At 70.5% G+C, this 20,927-nt stretch carries 20 protein-coding genes; 9 read left to right on the forward strand and 11 right to left on the reverse strand.

Annotated elements, in window-relative coordinates; genetic code table 11:
- Positions 1-157: 157 nt before the first annotated feature.
- Entirely contained in the window at positions 158-496 is a 339-nt protein-coding gene (gene yidD / locus FVE89_RS17435; protein WP_160535222.1) for a membrane protein insertion efficiency factor YidD, read from the reverse strand.
- A gap of 4 nt (positions 497-500) precedes the next feature.
- Complete coding sequence (locus FVE89_RS17440; RefSeq protein WP_160535223.1) at positions 501-944, reverse strand: iron-sulfur cluster assembly scaffold protein; 444 nt, start codon at positions 942-944, stop codon at positions 501-503.
- A 266-nt stretch (positions 945-1,210) separates the two neighbouring features.
- Here FVE89_RS17440 and folE point away from each other — a divergent pair, with 266 nt between their 5' ends.
- From folE to FVE89_RS17470, 6 genes are all read left to right on the forward strand, one after another.
- Positions 1,211-2,023 carry a GTP cyclohydrolase I FolE gene (gene folE, locus FVE89_RS17445; protein WP_246730954.1) on the forward strand — a complete coding sequence of 271 codons (813 nt, stop codon included), beginning with the start codon at positions 1,211-1,213 and terminating at the stop codon, positions 2,021-2,023.
- A 40-nt stretch (positions 2,024-2,063) separates the two neighbouring features.
- Positions 2,064-2,486 carry a phosphoribosyl-AMP cyclohydrolase gene (gene hisI / locus FVE89_RS17450; protein ID WP_160535225.1) on the forward strand — a complete coding sequence of 141 codons (423 nt, stop codon included), beginning with the start codon at positions 2,064-2,066 and terminating at the stop codon, positions 2,484-2,486.
- Complete coding sequence (locus tag FVE89_RS17455; protein ID WP_160535226.1) at positions 2,483-3,469, forward strand: patatin-like phospholipase family protein; 987 nt, start codon at positions 2,483-2,485, stop codon at positions 3,467-3,469. The genes hisI and FVE89_RS17455 overlap by 4 nt, the downstream gene beginning before the upstream one ends.
- 592 nt (positions 3,470-4,061) lie before the next feature.
- Positions 4,062-5,456 carry a dihydrolipoyl dehydrogenase gene (locus FVE89_RS17460; RefSeq protein ID WP_160535227.1) on the forward strand — a complete coding sequence of 465 codons (1,395 nt, stop codon included), beginning with the start codon at positions 4,062-4,064 and terminating at the stop codon, positions 5,454-5,456.
- Positions 5,457-5,531: 75 nt separating this feature from the next.
- On the forward strand, positions 5,532-8,147 hold the full coding sequence (locus FVE89_RS17465) for a histidine kinase dimerization/phosphoacceptor domain -containing protein (RefSeq protein WP_160535228.1): 2,616 nt from the start codon (positions 5,532-5,534) through the stop codon (positions 8,145-8,147).
- Between the two features lie 14 nt (positions 8,148-8,161).
- Entirely contained in the window at positions 8,162-8,752 is a 591-nt protein-coding gene (locus tag FVE89_RS17470; protein ID WP_160535274.1) for a biliverdin-producing heme oxygenase, read from the forward strand.
- Positions 8,753-8,762: 10 nt separating this feature from the next.
- Here the strand turns inward: FVE89_RS17470 and FVE89_RS17475 are convergent, their stop codons facing one another.
- Complete coding sequence (locus FVE89_RS17475; RefSeq protein WP_160535229.1) at positions 8,763-9,656, reverse strand: LysR family transcriptional regulator; 894 nt, start codon at positions 9,654-9,656, stop codon at positions 8,763-8,765.
- Positions 9,657-9,753: 97 nt separating this feature from the next.
- Between FVE89_RS17475 and FVE89_RS17480 the strand changes: the two genes are divergently transcribed.
- The gene (locus tag FVE89_RS17480) at positions 9,754-10,200 is read left to right on the forward strand and encodes a DMT family transporter (protein ID WP_160535230.1); all 447 of its coding nucleotides are present in this window, start codon (positions 9,754-9,756) and stop codon (positions 10,198-10,200) included.
- Between the two features lie 212 nt (positions 10,201-10,412).
- On the opposite strand, the gene gmk is transcribed toward FVE89_RS17480, so the two are convergent.
- Positions 10,413-11,075 carry a guanylate kinase gene (gene gmk, locus FVE89_RS17485; RefSeq protein WP_160535231.1) on the reverse strand — a complete coding sequence of 221 codons (663 nt, stop codon included), beginning with the start codon at positions 11,073-11,075 and terminating at the stop codon, positions 10,413-10,415.
- Between the two features lie 39 nt (positions 11,076-11,114).
- Positions 11,115-11,990 carry a YicC/YloC family endoribonuclease gene (locus FVE89_RS17490; RefSeq protein ID WP_160535275.1) on the reverse strand — a complete coding sequence of 292 codons (876 nt, stop codon included), beginning with the start codon at positions 11,988-11,990 and terminating at the stop codon, positions 11,115-11,117.
- A gap of 292 nt (positions 11,991-12,282) precedes the next feature.
- Between FVE89_RS17490 and FVE89_RS17495 the strand changes: the two genes are divergently transcribed.
- The gene (locus tag FVE89_RS17495; protein ID WP_160535232.1) at positions 12,283-12,630 is read left to right on the forward strand and encodes a type II toxin-antitoxin system Phd/YefM family antitoxin; all 348 of its coding nucleotides are present in this window, start codon (positions 12,283-12,285) and stop codon (positions 12,628-12,630) included.
- Between the two features lie 660 nt (positions 12,631-13,290).
- On the opposite strand, the gene mltG is transcribed toward FVE89_RS17495, so the two are convergent.
- Together mltG and mutM are read right to left on the reverse strand one after the other, a co-directional pair.
- Positions 13,291-14,703, reverse strand: coding sequence for an endolytic transglycosylase MltG (gene mltG, locus FVE89_RS17500; protein WP_160535233.1), 1,413 nt, complete (start codon positions 14,701-14,703; stop codon positions 13,291-13,293).
- Between the two features lie 151 nt (positions 14,704-14,854).
- Positions 14,855-15,745, reverse strand: coding sequence for a bifunctional DNA-formamidopyrimidine glycosylase/DNA-(apurinic or apyrimidinic site) lyase (gene mutM / locus FVE89_RS17505; RefSeq protein ID WP_160535234.1), 891 nt, complete (start codon positions 15,743-15,745; stop codon positions 14,855-14,857).
- A gap of 441 nt (positions 15,746-16,186) precedes the next feature.
- Here mutM and FVE89_RS17510 point away from each other — a divergent pair, with 441 nt between their 5' ends.
- Positions 16,187-17,860: a VCBS domain-containing protein gene (locus FVE89_RS17510; protein WP_160535235.1), complete on the forward strand. Its 1,674-nt coding sequence runs from the start codon at positions 16,187-16,189 to the stop codon at positions 17,858-17,860.
- 193 nt (positions 17,861-18,053) lie between these two features.
- Here the strand turns inward: FVE89_RS17510 and FVE89_RS17515 are convergent, their stop codons facing one another.
- From FVE89_RS17515 to FVE89_RS17530, 4 genes are all read right to left on the reverse strand, one after another.
- Complete coding sequence (locus FVE89_RS17515) at positions 18,054-18,710, reverse strand: hypothetical protein (protein ID WP_160535236.1); 657 nt, start codon at positions 18,708-18,710, stop codon at positions 18,054-18,056.
- A gap of 209 nt (positions 18,711-18,919) precedes the next feature.
- Positions 18,920-19,096 (reverse strand): hypothetical protein, encoded by a 177-nt coding sequence (locus FVE89_RS17520; RefSeq protein WP_160535237.1) that lies wholly within the window; start codon positions 19,094-19,096, stop codon positions 18,920-18,922.
- A gap of 94 nt (positions 19,097-19,190) precedes the next feature.
- On the reverse strand, positions 19,191-19,829 hold the full coding sequence (locus FVE89_RS17525; protein WP_160535238.1) for a Smr/MutS family protein: 639 nt from the start codon (positions 19,827-19,829) through the stop codon (positions 19,191-19,193).
- Positions 19,826-20,920, reverse strand: a complete 1,095-nt coding sequence (locus FVE89_RS17530; RefSeq protein WP_342390064.1) for an MltA domain-containing protein — start codon at positions 20,918-20,920, stop codon at positions 19,826-19,828. The genes FVE89_RS17525 and FVE89_RS17530 overlap by 4 nt, the downstream gene beginning before the upstream one ends.
- Between the last annotated feature and the right edge of the window lie 7 nt (positions 20,921-20,927).

Below are 20,927 nucleotides of genomic sequence, written 5' to 3' on the forward strand. Positions count from 1 at the left end.
TCAGAGTCGATCGCCGATGACAGAGCAACTGCCAATCTACTCATATGCAATCGCCCTCCCCCACAGGGGGGGAGGGAGAGTCCGTGACATGTTTTGAAATGCGATTCCCCGCGCCCTCACGCCTGTTTCACGTGAAACAAAACAAGAACGACACCCCTCAACCCCCGTCTCCCGAAGCCCCCTCGCCCACGGCTTCACACGCGAAGGGCGAAGGCGGCGCCTCGACGCCGCGCCAGCGGGCATAGGCCCAGGGGCGGTACCATGCCGCGCCCTCCGGCAGCCGCTCCGGCACGAGGTCGATCCCATGGGTGCCGAACGGCCCGCAGCGGCAGATCCGGGCAAAACCCATCCAGCCCCCCGGCCATAGCCCGTGCCGGGTGATGGCGGCGTCGGTATATTCGGAGCAGCTCGGCCAGTGGCGGCATTGGCGGCCGATCAGCCCCGACAGGGTGAGCTGATAGGCGCGGATCCCCCAATGCGCCGCGCGCCGGACCATGCCGTCAGGCGGCCTGCCGCTTGGCGGCGATCTGGTCGAGGGCGTCCACCACCGCGTCGAAGGTCAGGAGGGTCGAGGCGTGGCGCGCCTTGAACTCCCGCACCGGCTCCAGCACGGCAAGATCCGCCCAGGCGCCGTCGGGGGCCGGGCCGTTCTCCTTGAGCATCGCCCGCATGGCCGCGCGCACGCCGCGCAGCTCCTCGGCGCTGGCGCCGACCACGTGCCGGCCCATCAGCGACGAGGAGGCCTGGCCGAGCGCGCAGGCCCGGACTTCCTGGGCGAAGTCGGTCACCCGGCCATCCGCGCCGAGGACGAGATCCACCGTCACGGTCGAGCCGCACAGGCGGGAATGGGCGGTGGCGCTGGCATCCGGGTTCTCCAGCCGGCCGAGCCGGGGGATATCGGCGGCGAGTTCGAGGATGCGGCGGTTGTAGATATCGTCGAGCATCGGGTCCTCGGCCGTGGGTACAGGTCCCGTCGGGACGCTGCCGCGCGGTTCGCGCATTGCGCGTTGCCCCGCGAACGATGATATAGGCGCCTGACGGTCGCTTCGCGAGGAGGCGGACCGTCGACCAGGGTCGCGCCCACGGCCAAGGTGGTATCCACGGCTCTGGCCATTCCCGGGGCGCCGGCCTGAACCTTTTCAGGCCCGGGATCTTCCCTCACACGCCCGACGCGATTCCGCCGATGTACGCCAAGCCCGACAGCACCCCGATGAAGTCCCGCATTGCCCGGGCCGGAGATGCCATGGATGCCGCGCTCAAGTCCCTGTCCTATCCGAGCGACGGCCAGGGGTTTCACCGGAACGGGCAGGGTTTTCCCCCGAACGGGATTGACGGGCAAGGTCTAGACGGCATGCGCAATGACAATCGGCTGGTGGATGAGGCCCGTCCCGTCGAGGTCGCGCCGGAACCGGCCTCCGCCACCCGCGTCCCCGAGGGGATCGAGACCGGCCGCCCGAGCCGCGCCGAGGCCGAGGCCGCCGTGCGCACGCTCCTGCGCTGGGCCGGCGACGACCCGGCCCGCGAGGGTCTGCGCGACACGCCGGCCCGGGTGACCAAGGCCTACGAGCAGCTGTTCGGCGGCTACAGCGTCGATGCCGAGCAGCTGCTGGAGCGCGTCTTCGAGGAGGTCGAGGGCTATTCGGACATCGTGCTGGTGCGCGACATCCCGTTCCACTCGCATTGCGAGCACCACATGGTGCCGTTCATGGGGCTCGCCCACATCGCCTATTATCCGACCCGGGGCGTGGTCGGCCTGTCGAAGCTCGCGCGTGTGGTCGACACCTTCGCCCGCCGGCTGCAGACGCAGGAGACCATGACGGCTCAGATCGCCGACGTGATCGAGAGCATCCTCAAGCCCCGCGGCGTCGCCGTGATGGTGGAGGCCGAGCATCTCTGCATGGCGATGCGCGGCGTCCAGAAGGCCGGGGTCTCGACCATCACCAGCCAGTTCCGCGGCGTGTTCAAGGACGATGCCAGCGAACAGGTGCGCTTCCTGACCCTGGTGCGCGGCGGCGCCAAGTAGTCTACAGCACGCGCCGAGTCAGGGACCGCCTCTCTACGCCATGACCGCGAGCGACAGCGCCTTCGAGCCCCCCGGCCCCCGCGCCGCGGTTGAGGAAGGCTTGGCCTTCACGCCCCGCTTCGACCGGGACGGGCTGATCACCTGCATCGCGGTCGATGCCCGGGACGGCCGCGTGCTGATGCTCGCCCACATGAACGCCGAATCGCTGGCCCGGACGATCGAGACCGGCGAGGCGTGGTACTGGTCGCGCTCGCGGGCTGAGCTCTGGCACAAGGGCGCCACGAGCGGGCAGATCCAGCGCGTCGTCGAGATGCGGGTCGATTGCGACCAGGACGCCCTGCTGATCCGCGTCGAGGTCGGCGGCGACGGCGGCTGCTGCCATACCGGCCGGCGCGACTGCTTCTACCGCGCCGTCGTCCGGCAGCAGGATGGCCGCGCCGCCCTGGAGTTCGCCGGACGATGAGCGCGACCCTTGCCGCGACCGGGTGGCAAGATTGTCCCGCCGTCTCGTATTTCCAGCCCGGCGCCGTCGAGCCGATCCGGCCGCTGCCGAAGGCGGGGCCGCGGGTCGGGCTGGCGCTCGGGGGCGGCTCGGCCCGGGGCTGGGCCCATATCGGCGTGCTGCGCGCCCTGGAGGAGGCCGGCATCCATCCGACCGTGGTGGCGGGCTGCTCGATCGGGGCGGTGGTCGGCGCCTGCTACGCGGCCGGGCGCCTCGACCGGCTGGAGGCTTTTGCGCGGGCTCTGACTCGGCGCCGGGTGGTCGGGCTGATCGATCCGCGGCTGCCGGGTTCCGGCCTGATCGCCGGCAACCGCCTGCGCCAGCGGCTCCACGCCGATCTCGGCGAGCGCCGGATCGAGCGCCTGCCGATCCGGTTCGGCTGCGTCGCCACCGAGTACGGGACCGGCCGGGAGGTGTGCCTGACCGAGGGGCCGGCGGTGGACGCGGTGCGCGCCTCCTACGCGATCCCCGGCCTGTTCCCGCCGGTGAGCCATGAGGGCCGGCTGCTGATGGACGGCACGCTGGTCAACCCGGTGCCGGTGGCGCTCGCCCGGGCGCTCGGCGCCGACCTCGTGATCTGCGTGAACCTCAACGGCGACACCGGCGGCCCGGTGGTGCGCGAGGTCCCGGCCTACATCCCCCGCCGCGGCTTCCTGAGCGCGCTACGCGATCGCCTGCGAGGCTTCCCCCGCCCAGAGCCCGAGACCCCCGTGCCGGGCCTCGCCCGGGTGGTGCTCGACGCCTTCAACATCACCCAGGACCGGATCTCGCGCTCCCGGCTGGAGCGCGACCCGCCGGACGTGGCGATCGGGCCGGACGTGGCGAAGTTCGGACTGTTCGATTTTCACCGGGCGGATGAGGGGATCGCGCTCGGGTACCGGGCCGCGCGGGCGGCGCTGCCGCGGATCCGGGCTGTGGTGGCGGGGGCTGAGGCGCGGGCTTGAGGGCGTGCGGGGACGATTCCACCCGTCCCCTCCTTCGAAGCCTGCGCGGCCCTTCCGCAGGTACATCCTGATCCGAACCCGACACATGCCCTCCCTCCCCCCTCTGCGGGGGAGGGTGGCCCGCGAAGGGGGTCGGGTCGGGACGAAGTCCCGCGAGGGGGGGAGCGACGGTGCAGAATGAAACGCCGGCCTTCATGAAGGCTGCGCCCAGTCCGGAACCCGGGTCCCCTTGTAACAGCGCGCGGTGGTAGTGAAGGGCTGTTCCGGAAGGAACGCCCCACCCGGGGTGGGGGCCCGTCGGTTGGATCGTTTCCCCTCAGGCTGTCAGGGCTGCGGGAGAGCAGGATCGCCGACGGCTTCTTCCTCAGACCCGGATAGGTTGCCGGAACTTTGGGTTCGCTCTCCCGACCCGGCCTGACGCAGGGGCCACCCTCCCCCGCAGAGGGGAGAGGGGGATGCACGGATCCGTTCTTCGACGCGTCCATCACACACCGTTCGCCGCCCCCTTCCGCCCACCTGAGACGCGTGCGCGCAGGTGGAACGAACCTCGGCCGTGAAACTTTGGCCTCGGCGGGCGGCCGGGGGTTGAACGATGCGCGAGCTGGCGTGCGATGTGGCGGTGATCGGCGCCGGGACGGCGGGGATCGCCGCCTATCGCGCCGCCACCGAGGCCGGCGCCCACGCCGTCCTGATCGAGCGCGGCCCCGGCGGCACCACCTGTGCCCGCGTCGGCTGCATGCCCTCCAAGCTGCTGATCGCGGCCGCGACCGCCGCCCATGCGGCGCGCAACACCGATCTGTTCGGGATTCGCGTCTCGGATGTCACGGTGGACGGACCCGCCGTGATGGCCCGCCTCCGGTCCGAGCGCGACCGCTTCGTCGGCAGCGTCTTCGAGGGGCTGGACGGTTTCCCCGCGGAGGACCGCATCGATGGCAGTGCCCGGTTCATCGACGGCCGGACCCTGGCGGTCGGGGAGGATACGCGGATCCGGTTCCGGGCCGCGATCATCGCCACGGGGTCGAGCCCGACCGTGCCGAAACCCCTGCACGGTCTCGGCGAGCGCCTCCTCACCACCGATACCCTGTTCGAGATCCCCGATCTGCCGGACTCCCTCGTCGTCCTCGGGGCCGGTGCGGTCGGGATCGAGATCGCCCAGGCGATGGCGCGGCTCGGCGTCGCCGTCACGGTGCTCGATGCCGGCGACACGGTCGCGGGTCTGAGCGAGCCGGATCTCACCCGACAGGCCGCCGCGATCTTCGGCGGCGAGCTGGACCTGCATCTCGGCGCCACGCTGGAGCGGGCCGAACCGGAGGGCGACAGGGTGCGCCTCGACTGGACCGATCGCCATGGGCGCGGGCAGGTGACGCGGGCCGCGCGGATCCTGGCTGCCGCCGGTCGCGCGCCGAACCTCGGCGATCTCGATCTCGCCGCAGCCGGCCTGCATCGCGGCGAGGACGGTGTCCCGGCGTTCGACCACCACACCCTGGTCTGCGCGGGGGCGCCGATCCTGATCGCGGGCGATGCCGATGCCTGGCGGCCGGTGCTCCACGAGGCGAGCCGTCAGGGCAAGATTGCGGGCGCCAACGCAGCCGCCCTGGCGCTTGGGCGGCCGATCCAGGCGGTGGCGCCCTGGACGCGCCTGGCCATGGTGTTCACCCATCCGCAGGCTGCCGCGATCGGCGCGCCCTACGCGCCGGACGCTGACAACCGCGTGATCGGGGCGATGGATTTTTCCGATCAGGGCCGCGCCCGCGTCGAAGGCCGCAACCAGGGCGGCATCCGGATCTGGGCCGATCGGGACGGGCGGCTGCTCGGCGGCGAGATGTTCGGCCCCGCCGTTGAGCACCTCGCCCATCTCCTCACCGACGCGGTCGCGGACGGGCTCACCGCCCAGGATGTGATCGAACGGCCGATCTATCATCCGACCGTGGAAGAGGCGCTGACGACTGCGCTCACGAACCTGCCAAAGAAGAAAAACGGGTGCTGATCGTGTCGCGATCGCGAGCATTGCGCTCCGCCCATCTCATCGCCATACCCGTTTGATGATCTGCTTGGGTTCCTGATGCCGCCGAGTCCGGCCGACGACAGCACGATTGACCTCGATGCGCTCGCGCCCGATGCGATCGACCGCCTGGACCAGGGGGTGATCGGTCTGGACGCGGCCGGCGCGGTCGTGGCCTTCAGCGAAGGCGCGAGCGTGCTCTCGGGTTTCGCGCGCGAGGCTGTCCTGGGCCGTGACTATTTTCGCGATGTGATGCCCGGGGCCAACGTCCCGAATTTTCGGGGCCGCTTTCTCGCCGGTGCGCGCCGCGGTGCCCTGGACGAGCGGTTCGACTACGTGTTCGGCCGGGTGCCGCAGCCGCTGCGCGCCCGCATCCATATGCGCCACGGCACGATGGCGGGCGGGCCGCCGGTGACGTGGCTGACGATCGACCCGCTCGAGAGCCTGGGCGCCGGCCTGTCGCGGGAGGCCGTCCTGGCGGCGATCGGGCGGCGGGTCCGGGCCGAGCCGGTGGATGCCAGCCTGTGCGAGCGCGAGCCGATCCACATCCCGGGCTCGATCCAGCCCAACGCCGTGATGCTGGCCGCCGATGCCGGCACCCTGTCGGTCCTCGCCTATTCCGCCAATGTCGACGAGATCGTCGATCCGACCGCGCCGCCGCTCGCGGGGCGGCCGCTGGCCGAGATCCTGCCCGCGGGCTTCGTCGAGACCGTCCGGCGTCGGCTGGCGGAGGAGACCCTGGAGGACGGCCGCTCGGTGCGTGCCCGGCTCACCCTTCCGGGCCGTGACGCGACCTATTACGCGGTCGCCCACGCCCATGCCGGGCGGCTGATCGTCGAGCTGGAGCTGGAGCCGGATTCGGCCGAGGATTTCGCCACCGCCAGCCAGGTCGATACGGAACTCGCCGTCGGGCGCCTGCGGGAGGCCGAGACCCTCGCGGAGGCCGCCCGGATCGCGGCCCTGGAGATCCGGGCGCTCACCGGGTTCGAGGCCGTGCTGGTCTATCGGTTCGACGGGGACTGGAACGGCGAGGCGGTGGCCGAGGACAAGGTGCGCGACTGGTCGCGCAGCCTGCTCGGTCTGCGCTTCCCCGCCTCCGACATCCCCGCCCAGGCGCGCGCGCTCTACACCAAGGCCAGGAGCCGCTTCGTGATCGACCGCGACAGCGTGCCGGTGGGGCTGGTCTCGGCGGCGGGCGCCGGCAACGGCCCGATCGACCTGACCTTCGCGCAGCACCGGACGCTGTCGCCGATCCACCTGGAGTATCAGCGCAACCTCGGCGTGAACGGCTCCATGTCGATCTCCATCATGGTCGAGGGCCGCCTCTGGGGTCTGATGATCGGGCATCACCGCCGCCCGCACTACGTCACGCCCGAGACCCGCGCGGCCGCCACCGTGCTCACCGACGCCTTCGCCATGCGGGTGCAGGAGATCGAGTCCCGCCGGCTCTGGGCCGAGCGGCAGGCGCATCTCGACGTCGAGGGCCGCCTCGTGCGGCGGTTGACCCGCTCCGACGATTTCGTGGCCGCCCTGACCGAGGGCGGGATCACCCTGCTCGACCTGTTCAGCGCCACCGGCGCCGGGATCGTCTCGGGGGAGCGGGTCACGCTGATCGGCCGCACGCCGCCTGCGGAGCTCGTGACCGCGATCGCGGGCTGGCTGCGGGTGCAGGTGCCGGTGGGTGAGTACAGTTACAGCAGCAGCCGCTTCACCACCGAATACCCGGACGCGGCCCCGCATCGGGAGATCGCCAGCGGCCTGCTCGCCACCTTCGTGGACCAGTCGCGCGAAAACCTGCTCCTCTGGTTTCGCCCCGAGGTGCCCAGCACGGTCACCTGGGGCGGCGATCCGCGCAAGCCCGTGCTCGCCGGCAGCGGCCCGGTGGCGGTGCTGCCGCGGCGCTCCTTCGAGCGCTGGGTCGAGGAGCGCACGGGCTTTGCCGCCCCCTGGGCCGAGTGGCAGATCCAGCTCGCCGGATCCCTCGCGGAGGCGGTGGAGGGCGTGGTCCTGCGCCAGCGCCGCAAGATCGACGAGCTCACCAGCCTGCTCGCCGAGAAGGAGCGGCTGCTGGAGCAGAAGGACCTGCTCACCCGGGAGATCGACCACCGGGTCAAGAATTCCCTGCAGATCGTCTCGGCCTTCCTGCAGATGCAGCGCCGCCAGATCGCCGATGGCGAGGCCCGGCAGGCCTTCGCCGACACCTCGGCCCGGGTGATGAGCGTCGCCCGGGTGCATGACAGCCTGTATCAGGCCGAGCGCGTGGACGAGGTCGATCTGGGCCAGACGATCGAGAACCTGTGCAGCGACCTCGCGGAACTCGCCGGCGAGGGCCACGCGGTCGATCTCACCGCCGAGCCCGGCCTGATGGTGCCCTACCGCAAGGCGGTGGCGCTCTCGCTGATCGCCACGGAGCTCGTGACCAACGCCTTCAAGTATGCCGCGAAGCCGGCCGGCGGCGGCCGCGTCGCGGTCAGCGTCTCGGCCTCCGGTCCCGGCGAGGTGCAGCTCCGGGTCTGCGACGACGGCGGCGGCCTGCCCGATGACTGGGCCGACGCCAAGGCGCGCGGCAAGGGCTCGGGGCTCGGTATGAAGCTGATCCGGGCGATGCTCGACCAGATCAACGCCCGGCTCGACGTCGCCAACACGCCCGGCGCCTGCTTCACGATCACCGCGTGAGCCCCGACAACCCGATCCGGCGCGACGGCCTGCATGCGCGCCTGCGCGCCGCCACCGACCCGGCGCACCGCGCGCTGGAGGCCGGCCTCGACTGGCAGGCGCGGGTGGCGACGCTGCCGGGCTATCGCGACCTGCTGGCGCGGCTCCACGGCTTCCACGCCAGCTGGGAGCACGCGATCGGCGCGCAGCTCGCCGACGAGCCGTTCCTCGCGCCCCGGCGGCGCCTCGCGCTGCTCGCCGCCGATCTCGACCATCTCGGCCTCGCCCCGGCGGCGGTCGTGGCGCTGCCGCGACCTGAACCCATCGCGCTCGACGGCCCTGCGGCGGCGATGGGGGCACTCTACGTGCTGGAGGGCTCGACGCTCGGCGGCCAGCTGATCGGCCGGCACATCGCGGGCCTGCACGGCTTCAGCGAGACGGGGCTCACCTATTACCGCGCCCACGGCCCCCGGACCGGCGCCATGTGGGCGGCCTTCCGGACGCGGCTGGAGGATTTCGCCGACGATCCGGCGGCGGAAACCGCGCTGACCGGGGCGGCGGTGGCGACCTTCGCGGCGATGCGGGCGTGGCTCTGCGCGCCGCACGCCATGCCGGCCGCCGGCTGAGTCCGCGGGCTCATTCGGCCGCCAGCGCGTCCCGCTCCGCCTTCAGGTGGACGATCAGCCGCTCGGCGAGGCGGCTCGTCGGCCGACCGGCCGGCCGCAGCAGGAACGTCTCGATCGGCGCCTCGGGCCGGAACGGCCGCAGCACGATCGGCAGCCCGGTCAGCTCCCGGGCCGGCACCGGATCGACGATCGCGAGGCCGAGGCCCTGCGCGACGAGGCCGCAGCGCGCGGCGGTGTATTCGGCCATCATCTCGAAGCGTGGCGTCACGCCGGCTTCCGCGAAGGCCGCCTCGACGCTGGGTTGCACGGATCCGGCTCCGGCCGAGATCAGCGGCAGCCCGGCCAGATCCCGGGCGGTGATGACCCGCTTGCGTGCGAGGGCGTGCCGCCGCGGCAGCGCGCAGACGGCCGCCAGGGTAAGGAACGGTTCGGCCTCCACCGCCGCGTAGCCCGATCGCGGCCGTGCAAGGCCGAGGTCGCATTGCCCCGAGGCCGCCCAGGACCAGATCGTGTCCGGGCTCGGCACGTGGACCGCGATCCGGAGCCCGGGGCATTCCGCGTCGAGGCGCCGGAGCGCCCGGGGCAGGAGCCGGGAGGCCAGGGAAGGCTGGCAGGCGATCCGCAACGAGCCGGTGCCGCGCTCCCGGATCCGCCGGGCGGCGTGGTGCAAATGGTCCAGGCCCGCGAAGGTCTGCGCGACCTCATGCGCGAAGGCCTCGCCCTCCAGCGTCGGGATCGCGCTGCCATGGCCGCGCACGAAGAGCGGAAAGCCGAGATCCGCTTCGAGCTGGGTGATGGCCCGGCTGACATGGGGCTGACCGACGCCGAGGGCCTGCGCGGCCCGCGTCATGCCGCCGTGGCGGATCACGGCGCGGAACAGGTCGAGATGGGCCGGATTGATCATGCCGAGATTGCATGGACGCGTCGCCTCCGGGCATTTGACGGCATGGGCCGGACCGGCTGTCAATGCCGGCCCGATCCAGCCCCCGAAAGATCCGTCGATGCTCGCCCTTGCGTTCTCCGCCCTGCTCGCCGTCCTGGCGGGTGCCGGGCTCGTCGTGCAGCAGATCCTGAACGCGAACCTGCGGGTGGGGCTCGCCTCCGCCGCCTGGGCGGGGGTCGCCAGCTATACGGTCGGGCTCGCCTGCATGGCGCTCCTGGCCGCCACCCTGCGCGATCCCGTGCCGGCGGCGAGCATGGCCGGCCGCATCCCGTGGTGGACCTGGAGCGGCGGGCTGTTCGGGGCGCTGTTCATCGGGCTCGCGATCCTGCTCGTCCCGAAGCTCGGGGCCGCGACCTTCTTCGCGCTGCTGGTGACGGGCCAGATGCTCGCCTCGGTGCTGTTCGACCAGATCGGCCTGCTCGGCCTCGCGCAGCGGCCCATCGACCTGCCGCGCCTCGTCGGGGTGGGGCTGCTGATCGGCGGCGTCGTGCTGATCCGCCGGTAAGGGGCCGCGCCCGACCCTATCGGGCGCATCCTTTCCCGGACGCCTGGGATGCAGGGGGAGCTGATTCGAGAACCCGCACAGCAAGCGCCATGGAGCGGCACCGAATATGGACGCCGCACGTCTTTTCGCGCTGGATCTCGGGTCGCATTCCGCTGGCGCTCCATGCGCCCGGGGAAAGCGCGCCCGATCCTGCGAACGGGCGCGGGCAGCCCCTATGCCGTCTCGGCCAGCAGCCCGTCCACGAAGGCCGCGAGACCGGTGCGGCGGGCGCGCTTCAGCCGCTCGGCGGCCAAAATCCCCTGGAGCGCCCGGAAGGCGTTCTGCAGATCGTCGTTGACGATGACGTAATCGTACTCGACCCAGCGCTGGATCTCGGTCCGGGCATTGGCGAGGCGCTTCTCGATCGTCTCGGCCGAATCCTCGGCCCGGCGCTCCAGGCGCTGGCGCAGCTCGGCCATACTGGGCGGCAGGATGAACACCGTCACCACATCCTGGGCGAGCTTGGCGCGCACCTGCCGCGTGCCCTGGTAGTCGATGTCGAAGATCATGTCCCGGCCGGCGCCGAGCACCTTCTCCACCGGGCGGCGCGGCGTCCCGTAGAAATTGCCGTGAACCTCGGCCCATTCGAGCAGGTCGTCACGGGCGCGCAGGTCCTCGAAGGCCTCGCGGTCGATGAAGTGGTAGTGCCGCCCGTCGATCTCGGAGGGGCGCCGGGCCCGGGTGGTCACCGAGATCGACAGGTCGAGCGCCCAGGCGGGGTCCTGCGCCACCGCCCGCGTCAGCGTGGTCTTGCCCGCGCCCGAGGGCGAGGACAGGATCAGGATCAGCCCGCGCCGGGCGATGGAGTCCGAGACGCTGCCGGCCGGTTCGGTCATCGGCGGGGCTCCGCGGTGTTGCGCATCCGTATCCTCACGTCACTCGATGTTCTGGACCTGCTCGCGGAACTGCTCGACCACGGCCTTCAGGTCGAGTCCGATCCGCGACAGGCTGATGTCGTTGGCCTTGGCGCACAGGGTGTTGGCCTCGCGGCCGAATTCCTGGGCCAGGAAGTCGAGGCGCCGGCCGATCGCGCCGCCCGCCGCCAGGAGCTCGCGGGCGCTCGCCACGTGCGCCCGCAGCCGGTCGAGCTCCTCGCGCACATCCGCCTTGCCGGCGAGCAGCATCGCTTCCTGATGGAGCCGGTCCGGATCGAGTCCGCTGCTGCCGAGCGCCGCGATGGCCGCCTCCAGCCGGGCACGCACCGCCTCGGGCTGCCGGGCCGGGTTCTCCTCCGCGGCCTGGGTGAGCGCCGCGATCCGGTCGACCTGGGCGGTGACGACCTGTTCGAGCTGGCGCCCCTCGGCCCGGCGCGCCGCCACGAGATCCGCCACCAGCCGGGCCGCCCCCTCGGTCAGATCCCGGGTGAGGGCCGCGGTATCGGCCGTCTCGTCCTCGACCTCGACGACGCCCCGCAGGCCGAGCAGCCCGTCCATCGTGGCGGGGGCCACGCCCTCGGGGACCGGCACCCGCGCCACCGCCTGGGCGAGGCTCGCCAGCAGCGACTCGTTGATCCGCACCCGCGCGGCCGATTCCGGCTTGGTCAGGGTGAGGGTCAGCTGGCACTGGCCGCGGGAGAGGGCCTTCTGGAGGGCGGCGCGGGCCGCCTCGCCGGGGCCGTCCTGGCCGGCCGGCACACGGACGCGCACCTCCAGGCTGCGCCCGTTGACGCTGCGGACCTCCCAGGCCCAGTGGACCGATCCGGTCGCGCCCGCGATCCGGGCGAAGCCGGTCATGCTCGCGATCTGGGCCATGGCGAACCCCGTTGCGGAGAAGATCGGCGCCTGTAGCACGGATCGTCCCGCCGGGAAGAGGCGGTTGGGCGGTCGTGCCACGGATGACATGCGTGTGGACACCGGAACGGGGGCCAGGTCGCGGTCGTCCCGGCCGGCTAACCTGCGTCATGGCGTCGGCATCCGTCCACATCGGCTCGATCGCGGGGCCGTCGAGATCCTCAGCGTGAGGCCGTTCCCGAGGGAGAGCGCCGCCGCTCATCGAGAGGCATGCCATGGCGGCACCGGGCCTCCCGGCCGGCCCGGGTCCTTGATGGAATTTCCAAAAATACGTAATTTACGTAAAATGGTGGGGCGACCGATGCTGACCTTCGGAACCACGGATCTTCAGCGCAGGACAGCGGACGTTCAGAAGGCCGCTTTGAAGTCACCGGTCCTGCTGACCTATCACGACAAGCCCCGGTTCATCATGATGACCGTCGAGGAATATGCCCGGCGCCCGGGCGTCGATCTCGTGGCCGGGCCCGAGTCTTTGCCGGACAGTGCGGTGGCGCGTCTCCAGGCGATCGCGGAAGCGCATCCTGACGCCGAATGCGTGGTCGCTGGCGGCTTGGCAGCTTTGCTCGACGAGGAGACCGAGCGTGGCAGCCTCGCTCCCTGAGCCGGTTCCCGGGCTCGTCTTCCGCTACGATTATCTACGGCCCCGCCACCATGACGAAGGCGTCGAGAACCCGAAAGAGCGTCCGGCGTGCATCCTGCTGGTCCTCAAGGCCGGAGAGGTCCTGACCGGCGCGACTCTGATCGACGAGAGGTCCGGAAGAAACGTCGTGGACTACACGGCGAGCGAAGGCGACATCGTCATCGTCCCCATCCAGACCGACCCGCCGGATGCGGAGCACTGGGTATCGAACTCAGTCTGGACACCAAGGCTTACGTCGGCCTGCCCGGCGACAAGCCCTCTTGGGCCATCATCTCGGAGGTCAACATCGACCGGTGGCCGAATTCGGGACTGGGTCGCGTCCCCGGGACAGGTGCGTTCGCCTATCGACGGCACCTCCCGGGACCTGTCATGGCGGCCATCGCCAGAACCTTCCTCAAGCTTCGGGAGCGGAAGCTGGTTCGCGGGCTCACCCGTCATCCTTGACGGACAGGCCTGACGCTGGCCGACTTGCCATTCGCCGCCGGGAGGGACGCATCATGGGCGGTCCACGCCCCTGAATTGTCCATCTCGGACACTCGGAAGCGGGTCTTGAATGGCTCGCCGCGCCGATGCGCCTTCCTGTTCAGCAGCGTGGTGCGCGGCGGCCTCAGGCGTCGAACCTCAGCGCCGCCCCTTCGGTGCGGGCGTCGGCGCCGCGAGCGACGGCACGGTCTTGGGCGAGCCGAGATCGTAGCTGCGGTTCTTCAGCGGATCGAGCCGCGTGCCCTCGGAGGCGTCGAAGGCCCGGCTGGCCGGCGTGCTCGTGTCGAGGAAGGCGGCGTTCGTGCTCCCCGCGCCATCGCCGCCGGGAACGCCCCCCGGCGCGTAGGCCGAGGCACGGCCCGGGACGGCCGGATCCGGGCCCGGCTCGACCTTGTCGACCGCGTCCGGCGGCGCCTGCCGGCTCTTCTCCACCGCCCGCCACCGGGCGACGTTGCGCTGATGCGCCTCCAGCGAATCCGCAAACGCGTGGCCGCCGGTGCCGTCCGCCACGAAATAGAGGTCCTTGGTCCGGGACGGGTTGGCCACCGCCTCCAGGGCGGCCTTGCCGGGATTGGCGATCGGGCCCGGCGGCAGGCCCTCGATCACGTAGGTGTTGTAGGGCGTCGGCCGGTCGATCTCGGAGCGCATGATCCCGCGGCCCAGCGTGCCGCGCCCGCCCACGAGTCCGTAGACGATCGTCGGGTCCGATTGCAGCTTCATCCGCTTGTTCAGGCGGTTGATGAACACGCCCGCCACCCGGGGCCGCTCGTCGGCGCGGCCGGTCTCCTTCTCGACGATGGAGGCCAGCGTGACCATCTCGGCCGGGGTCCGCACCGGGACGTCGGCGCTGCGGCGGAGCCAGATCTGGTTCAGCACCTCGCGCTGCTTGGCCTTCATCAGGTCGATGATCTTCTGGCGCGTGGCGCCGCGCTCGAACTTGTAGGTGTCGGGCAGGAGCGACCCCTCCGGCGGGATCTCGTTGATCTCGCCGGTGAGCACGTCGTTGTCGTTGAGGCGGTTCACGATCTGCTCGGAGGTCAGGCCCTCCGGGAAGGTGATGGCGTGCTGGACCTGCCGGCCGGTGGCGATCGTGTCGAGCGCATCGGCGATGCTGGCATGGGCCTTGAACGCGTACTCGCCGGCCCGGAGCGCGGGCCGTCCGCCGAAGCGGGCGGCGAATTCGAACAGGCCGGTATGGTCGATCACGCCCTCGCGCTTCAGGGTCTCGGCGATCTCGGTGGTGCCGCTCGGCGGGATCACCACGACCTTGTCGGCGCCAAGCGGCCCCGCCTCGCGCACCTGCCGCTGGAACAGCGTGATGCCGATCATCGCCGCGATGGCGATGACCACCGCGAAGGTCAGCGCGCCGCTGACGACGCCGACGAAGCCGCTGCGCTCGCGCTCGGGCCGCTCCGGGGGCGGGGGCGCGACGGTCGGCTTGATCGCCTCGCCGGGCGAACGCGGCGAGAGCCGCTGCGGCAGGGCGGGCTCGTCCGTCGGATCCTGCACGATGCGTTCGGGCGCGGGCAACTTTGAGCGGCGGAAGAACATCGGGATCCTGTCTGGGTCCGCGCGGCCCGTCACGCATCGCGGGCCGGGATCGGCTGCCCGCAACCGGGTGCGCACGTCGAGGCCTGCGACCCTAGCCGGGTTTGTGGCGAAAATGCCGTTCCGCGGCGCGAAACGGTACGGATCGCCGCAGTCAGCCGGGAGGCTGGCAGGTCGCGCAGAAGAAGGTCGAGCGGTTGGCCTGCACGATCCGGGTGATCGCGCCGCCGCAGCCCGGCCGACTGCAGGCGAGGCCGACCCGGTCGTAGACCCGGAAGGCGTGCTGGAAGGCGCCCGCGCTGCCATCCGTGTGGGCGTAGTCGCGCAGGGTCGAGCCGCCGGCCTTCACGGCCTCCTCCAGCACCTGCACGATCGCCTTGGCGAGCGCATTGGCCCTGGGGGTCGGCCGCCCATCGGGTCGCGCGAGGCTGCCTGCCGGGGTCTCGGGATGCAGCCGCGCCCGGTGCAGGGCCTCGCAGACATAGATGTTGCCGAGCCCCGCGATGAGGCGCTGATCCAGGAGGGCGGCCTTCAGCGGCGTGATCTTGTGGCGGAAGAGCTGCGCGATCACCGCGCCGGTGAGTCCGTCGAGGGGCTCGACGCCCATCTTGGCGAAGTGGCGGCAGGTCGCGAGGTCCCGGCTCGGGACGAGGTCCATGAAGCCGAAGCGGCGGGCGTCGTTGTAGGTGACGGTGGCGCCGGTGCTCATCGCCATCACCACGTGGTCGTGCTTGGGCGTGCCCTGTGCCCCCTCCAGGTAGAAATCCCCCGGTGAGAGGTTGCTGCCATCGGGCAAAGCCACGTCGAACCGGCCGCTCATGCCGAGATGCATGATCAAGGTCTCGCCGGAATCGAGATCGGCGGTGAGGTACTTCGCCCGGCGCGCGAGCCCCGTCACGGTGCGGCCCTCCAGCCGGGCGGCGAAGCGCTCGGGGAAGGGGAAGCGCAGGTTGGGCCGGCGCAGGGTGACGCGGCTGAAGCGCGCGCCGACCATCGCGGGCTCCAGCCCGCGCCGCACCGTCTCGACCTCGGGAAGCTCCGGCATGTCTTTCGCTGTTCGCGGCGCCTCGTGCGCCGGCTTTTGGATATCGGCGGGATCGGTCGGCGCCGCAACGGCTCGGCCCCGCGCGGTTTGCCGCGCTCGCCCGCCATCGCACCGAACCTGATTGCCCGCTCGCAGCGCGCAAGTCTGCCCTATGCGTACAATCTAACGTCGTCGAGCGGCACCGCAGGCGCCCCGCGCGGCCGGGGGCGCCAAACCTACGCAGCAGATCGAGGGGAATCGTTTCAACAGTTCTAAAGTATTAGGAATGCAGTTCCAGAGGAGATCCAAGAAAAAATCAGGTGACATCTGCGTGTCTGGGTGCAGACTGCTTGGGAAACCTCAAGAAGACGGAGGGTTGCCCGCATCACGCCCGGTCGGAAAACCCATGTCTGGACTGGGCGCAACAGGCGATGTCGCAACGTGCAACGCAGGAATTGAACGATGTCGGATTCTTCCAACACCAATCCTAGTTATCTCATCGCGAATCAGATCGTCGGGAACGGTCCCGTCGATCTCCTGACGTCCAAGTACGCCTGGGCCTTCAAGGGTGAGAAGGCCAACGCCTGGACGGACAGGGACATCAGTGTTGGGAAAGGCGAGGACGGAGACAGCATCGTCTTCGCCTCGTTCGCCAGCAATCTCACGGGCGGGAACTACAGCGACAAAGAACATATCTTTCTGAGAGACACACAGTTCGGCTTTACGACCCTGGTCACGCCCAGCGACGCCAACGGCGCCAGTTACCAGCCGGTCATCTCCCGCGACGGCAAGAAGGTCGCCTACATCTCAAGAGCCACCAACATCGTGAACGGCGACACGAACGACCGGCCGGATCTGTTCGTGAAGGACGTGAGCTGGGAGGGGAATGGGTTGGTCCAGCGCGTCGACACGGGCTGGAACGGCAAGCAGGGCTACGGCGACGTGCTGTATCCGGCCCTCTCGCCGGACGGGTCGAAGATCGCCTTCTGCTACTCGGACAGCAGCATCCTCGACGGCACCGACCTGAGGACCTGGCACGTCTACGTGAAGGACCTCGTCACGGGCAACCTCAGCCGGATCTCCGAGGACGCGAGCCACAAGCCCGGCAACGGCGACAGCGTGTCGCCGCTGGCCTGGTCGGCGGACGGCACGCGGCTGGCCTTCATCTCCGAGGCGTCGAACCTCGTGGGTGGGGACACGAACGGCGCGCCTGATCTGTTCGTGAAGTATTTCAGCGACGGACACCTCAATCGCGTGGCGACGAACGTCGACAGGTATCACGGGCTGGCGTTCGATCCGAACGACAATAATTTTCTCGCATTCTCATCCGAATTAGTGCACGGTGATTCGAGTAAGCATACCGATGTGCTGATTGAAAATCTGAATACTGGGATCATTGACCGCGCTTCACTGGACAGAAACAACAATGAGTTGAACGGTGACAGCTTCGGTCCATCCTTCTCGGAAGATGGACAGACGTTGTTTTTTGCGACCAGTGCCGATATCGGCAACGTGGGCGACAGCAACAAGCATATCAACATTTATGCAAAAGATAGACACTCTAAAGATTTGACCTTGTTGTCGTCCGCGTCGGACGGGACGCCGGGCGATGGGAACAGCTATCCGGTGCTGGCCTCGCCAAAGCTAGGGGATAAGGTGTACTTCGCCTCGACGTCGAGCAATCTGGCGGCCAACGACGGCGGCACCGGCAACGACATCTTCGCGCGCACGATCCGCTCGACGGACACGATCGACATCCATCGGGCGGACTTCAGCAAATATGGGGCCGCGTGGAAGTACGGGAGCCTGCTGTTTACCGATCCGGACCGGGACGACACGCACACGGTGAGCGTGGCGAAGGCGGATGGCGACCTGGGCAACCTGTTTGCCGACGTGCGGAGCGAGCCGAACGGCGGCTACGGGGCGGTGGGCTGGCGCTACCGGCTGCTGGCCGAGGACTTCAAGAAGCTGGCGGCGGGGACGACGAAGGACGACACGTTCACGGTGACGATCGACGACGGTCATGGCGGCGTGGAGAGCCATGATGTGACGGTGCATCTTCACGCACCTGACGCGACGTCAGCGGCGAGCGTGAGCGTGCAGGAGAGCCACGGCTTGACCGGCTTGGAGATCTGATCAGGCCTGAGCGCAGCCGGCGATCCAATCGGCCCGGCACGGCGGCGGTCGTGCCGGGCTACTTAAATTTCGACTGCTGGGGGCGTGGCATGCCAGCGGCGCCTGTTTTGGCGCCGCACGATACAAGAAGCCCTGTGCGAGCGGTGATATGGCTCGCGCAGGGCTAGGTGTCGGCCGATACTTGAAGAGTCGATCAGGGCGTACCCCAGACGTGATCCCATACGCTCGTTGCAGCTTGCGCTGCTCGCATTTCTTCTTGAGTAAATTTTCCCGATGAACTGTCGGCGATCGCGCCGAGCGTTCCGCGGCTTAGCGTCAGGAAGCCGACCTTGATGCACCAATCGTCGAGGGAGCGCGGCGTATCAGCGGTTTCACCCAGCCGCTTGTAGGCCGCGTCCAGAAATCTGCGCGCGTCCGGCACGTTCTCCCACCAGTCCCGCACATCCTTGGGCGGCCTGTTTGCGGTGACGTTGTAGGTCTGGACTTCGACCGAGACGGTGACGATCGTCTGGCTCTGGACGGCGGTGCCGATCGGGTGAGCCTGGGCCGCGTTGTCGGCGGGCTGAGCGGCCGCGCCCCCGCTCGACCCCTCGCCGGACCCGCTGCTCCAGGCGTGGGCCTCGTCCGAAGCGCTGCCCTCGCTCGAAGCCTGCGCCTCAGCCTCTCCGTGGGCGCTGCTCTGGCCGAGCGCCACCTGGGCACGGGCCTGGGCCTGGGCGTGCACGAGGCCCAGGATCGCATCCGCCGTCCCGATGGCGAAGCTGCGGCCGGTGCGCGGGTCGGGCGAGCGGAATGCGGCGGTCGACGCGGTCGCAGCCTTTCCCGTCCGGTCGGCCGCCGCGGTCTGCACGACCTGCAGGGCGACCTCGGCCCGAGAGGCGGCCGCCGTTATCGCGTAAGTCATCGCTGGTCCCCCTTCGCTCCAGACCCGTGATCGACCACTCAAATCGCTGCTGAAACAAAATGTTTCTGCTTTTGACCCCGTTCAAGCAGAGCCTTGTGCATCAGGTCTGGCAGAAAACATCCATCAGTAATTGATAGAAATACGAATCAGCATCTTCAGGTTTGCCGAATTACGATGATAGTCGATCCGTTACGGGGTGCAAGATCGCTGAAGGTGTCTTCGTGCTTTGGGCCGACTTTCGCCTCGACGTCGAGCAATCTGGCGGCCAACGACGGCGGCACCGGCAACGACATCTTCGCGCGCACGATCCGTTCGACGGACGCGATCGACATCTACCCCGCCGCGTCCGGCAAGACGGACTGGAACAAGGATGGGTCGGCGTGGAAGTACGGCAGCCTGTTGCTTGCCGATCTGGACCGGGACGCTTCAGCGCCGCCGCAACCGCACGTAGAGCGCCCCCGCGCCGCCGTGATGGCGGGCCGCCTCCTCGAAGCCCAGCACGATCCCACGCAGCTCCCCACCCCGCAGCCAGTGCGGCACGCTGCGGCGGAGCACGCCGCGCTCGGCGAAGGCCTCCGAGTAGCCCGGGCCGCCCTTGCCGGTGACGACCAGCACATAGGCATGGCCGGCGGCCCGCGCCCGGAGCAGGAAGCCGGTGAGCGCGGCGTGCGCCTCGGCCTGCACCATCCCGTGCAGGTCGATCCGCGCCTCGATGGCGAGGCGCCCCCGCCGCAGGCCGACCTTCGCGGTCCGCTCGAGCCCGGCGCTCGGGGCGTTGCGCTGCGGCGGCGCCTGATAGGGCGCGGCGGTGGCCGGACGCGGCGGCTCCGGCGCCGGCTTCGGCGGAAGTTTCTTGGCGCGCGGCTTCTTCGCGACCGGCGCCGCGGTCGGTTTCAGGATCGGGGCCGTCAGCGCCGGCATGGTGGCGGTCGGCGTGGGCATCTCGGGGGCGGCCTCGGGCACCGGCGTGGCGCGGCCCGGCAGGGGCGTCACCAGCTTGGCGATCGCGTCCCAGAGGCGGGCCTCTCCGGCGGTGAGGCGGCGCCCGCGGCGGGGCGGCCTCATCGGGAGCTTCCGCCCGGCGCGGCCTTCGGCAGCAGCACCACGAAGCCGATGGCGTCGCGCAGGTTTCCGGCCACGATGCCGGCCTGCGCGCCGGTCCCGACGAACAGATCGCCCCGGGCCGGCCCGACGATTGCCGAGCCCGTATCGGCCGCGATGACGAGGCGTCCGCCCTCGCCGGGGGCCGCGCCCGGAAGGGCGCCTGCGAGCCAGAACGGCAGCCCGTAGCGCCAGAGGCCCGCATCCACCGCGAGGCTGCGGCCGGGGCTGAGCGGCGCGTTGGCCGCCCCCGGCGGGCCGAGGGCGGGATCCTCGACCGGGGCGAGGCGGAAGAAGATGTAGGACGCGTTCGCCCGGATCAGGCGTTTTGCGACGTCGGGATGCTCGCGCAGCCAGCCGGTCCAGCGCGCCAGCGTCAGGCCTTCGAGCGGCAGGTGCCCCTCCTGCACGATCAGCTTGGCCACCGCCGTGTAGGGCCGCCCGTTGCGCCCGTCGTAGAGCACCCGCACGGCCCGCCCGTCGGGCAGGCGCACGCGCCCGGAGCCCTGGACCTGCAGGACCAGCAGATCGACGGCATCGCGCAGCCACAGGATCGGCCGCGCCTGCGCGCCAAGCGCCCCATCCTCGATGGCGGCGCGGTCGGGATAGGGGGCGAACCCCTCCGCGGTGGCGCGGGCGGCGCGGAGCGTCGGATCGAGCCCGGGGCGGGTCTCGCCGGGGCCGAGGGACACGAGGTCGTCGGGCCGGGCGAGGACCGGCGTCGGGAAATCCGGCCGCGGATCGAGGGAGCCCGTCAGCTCGGGCTCGAAATAGCCGGTGAGAAAACCGGGTTGTCCGGGATCGGGCCGCTCGATCCGGAACGCGTCGAAGCGGTCGCGGAAGAAGGCGGCGGCATCGGGAACGGCGCCGCCCGCTGCCGCGCAGGCATCGGACAGGGCCGCCGGGTCGCCCGCGACGCTGGCGGGCTGCGGCAGAGCCGGTGCCGGAGCGGCGCAGACCCGGCGGAACGCGTCCAGGGCCGCGGCGGCGTCGGGACCGGGGAAACCCGGCAGCGCCTCGAAGGGTACGGGCTTCAGGGTCGCGTCGCCGACCACGGCCGGC

It is taken from the genome of Methylobacterium sp. 2A, from assembly GCF_009806555.1.
Classification (GTDB): domain Bacteria; phylum Pseudomonadota; class Alphaproteobacteria; order Rhizobiales; family Beijerinckiaceae; genus Methylobacterium.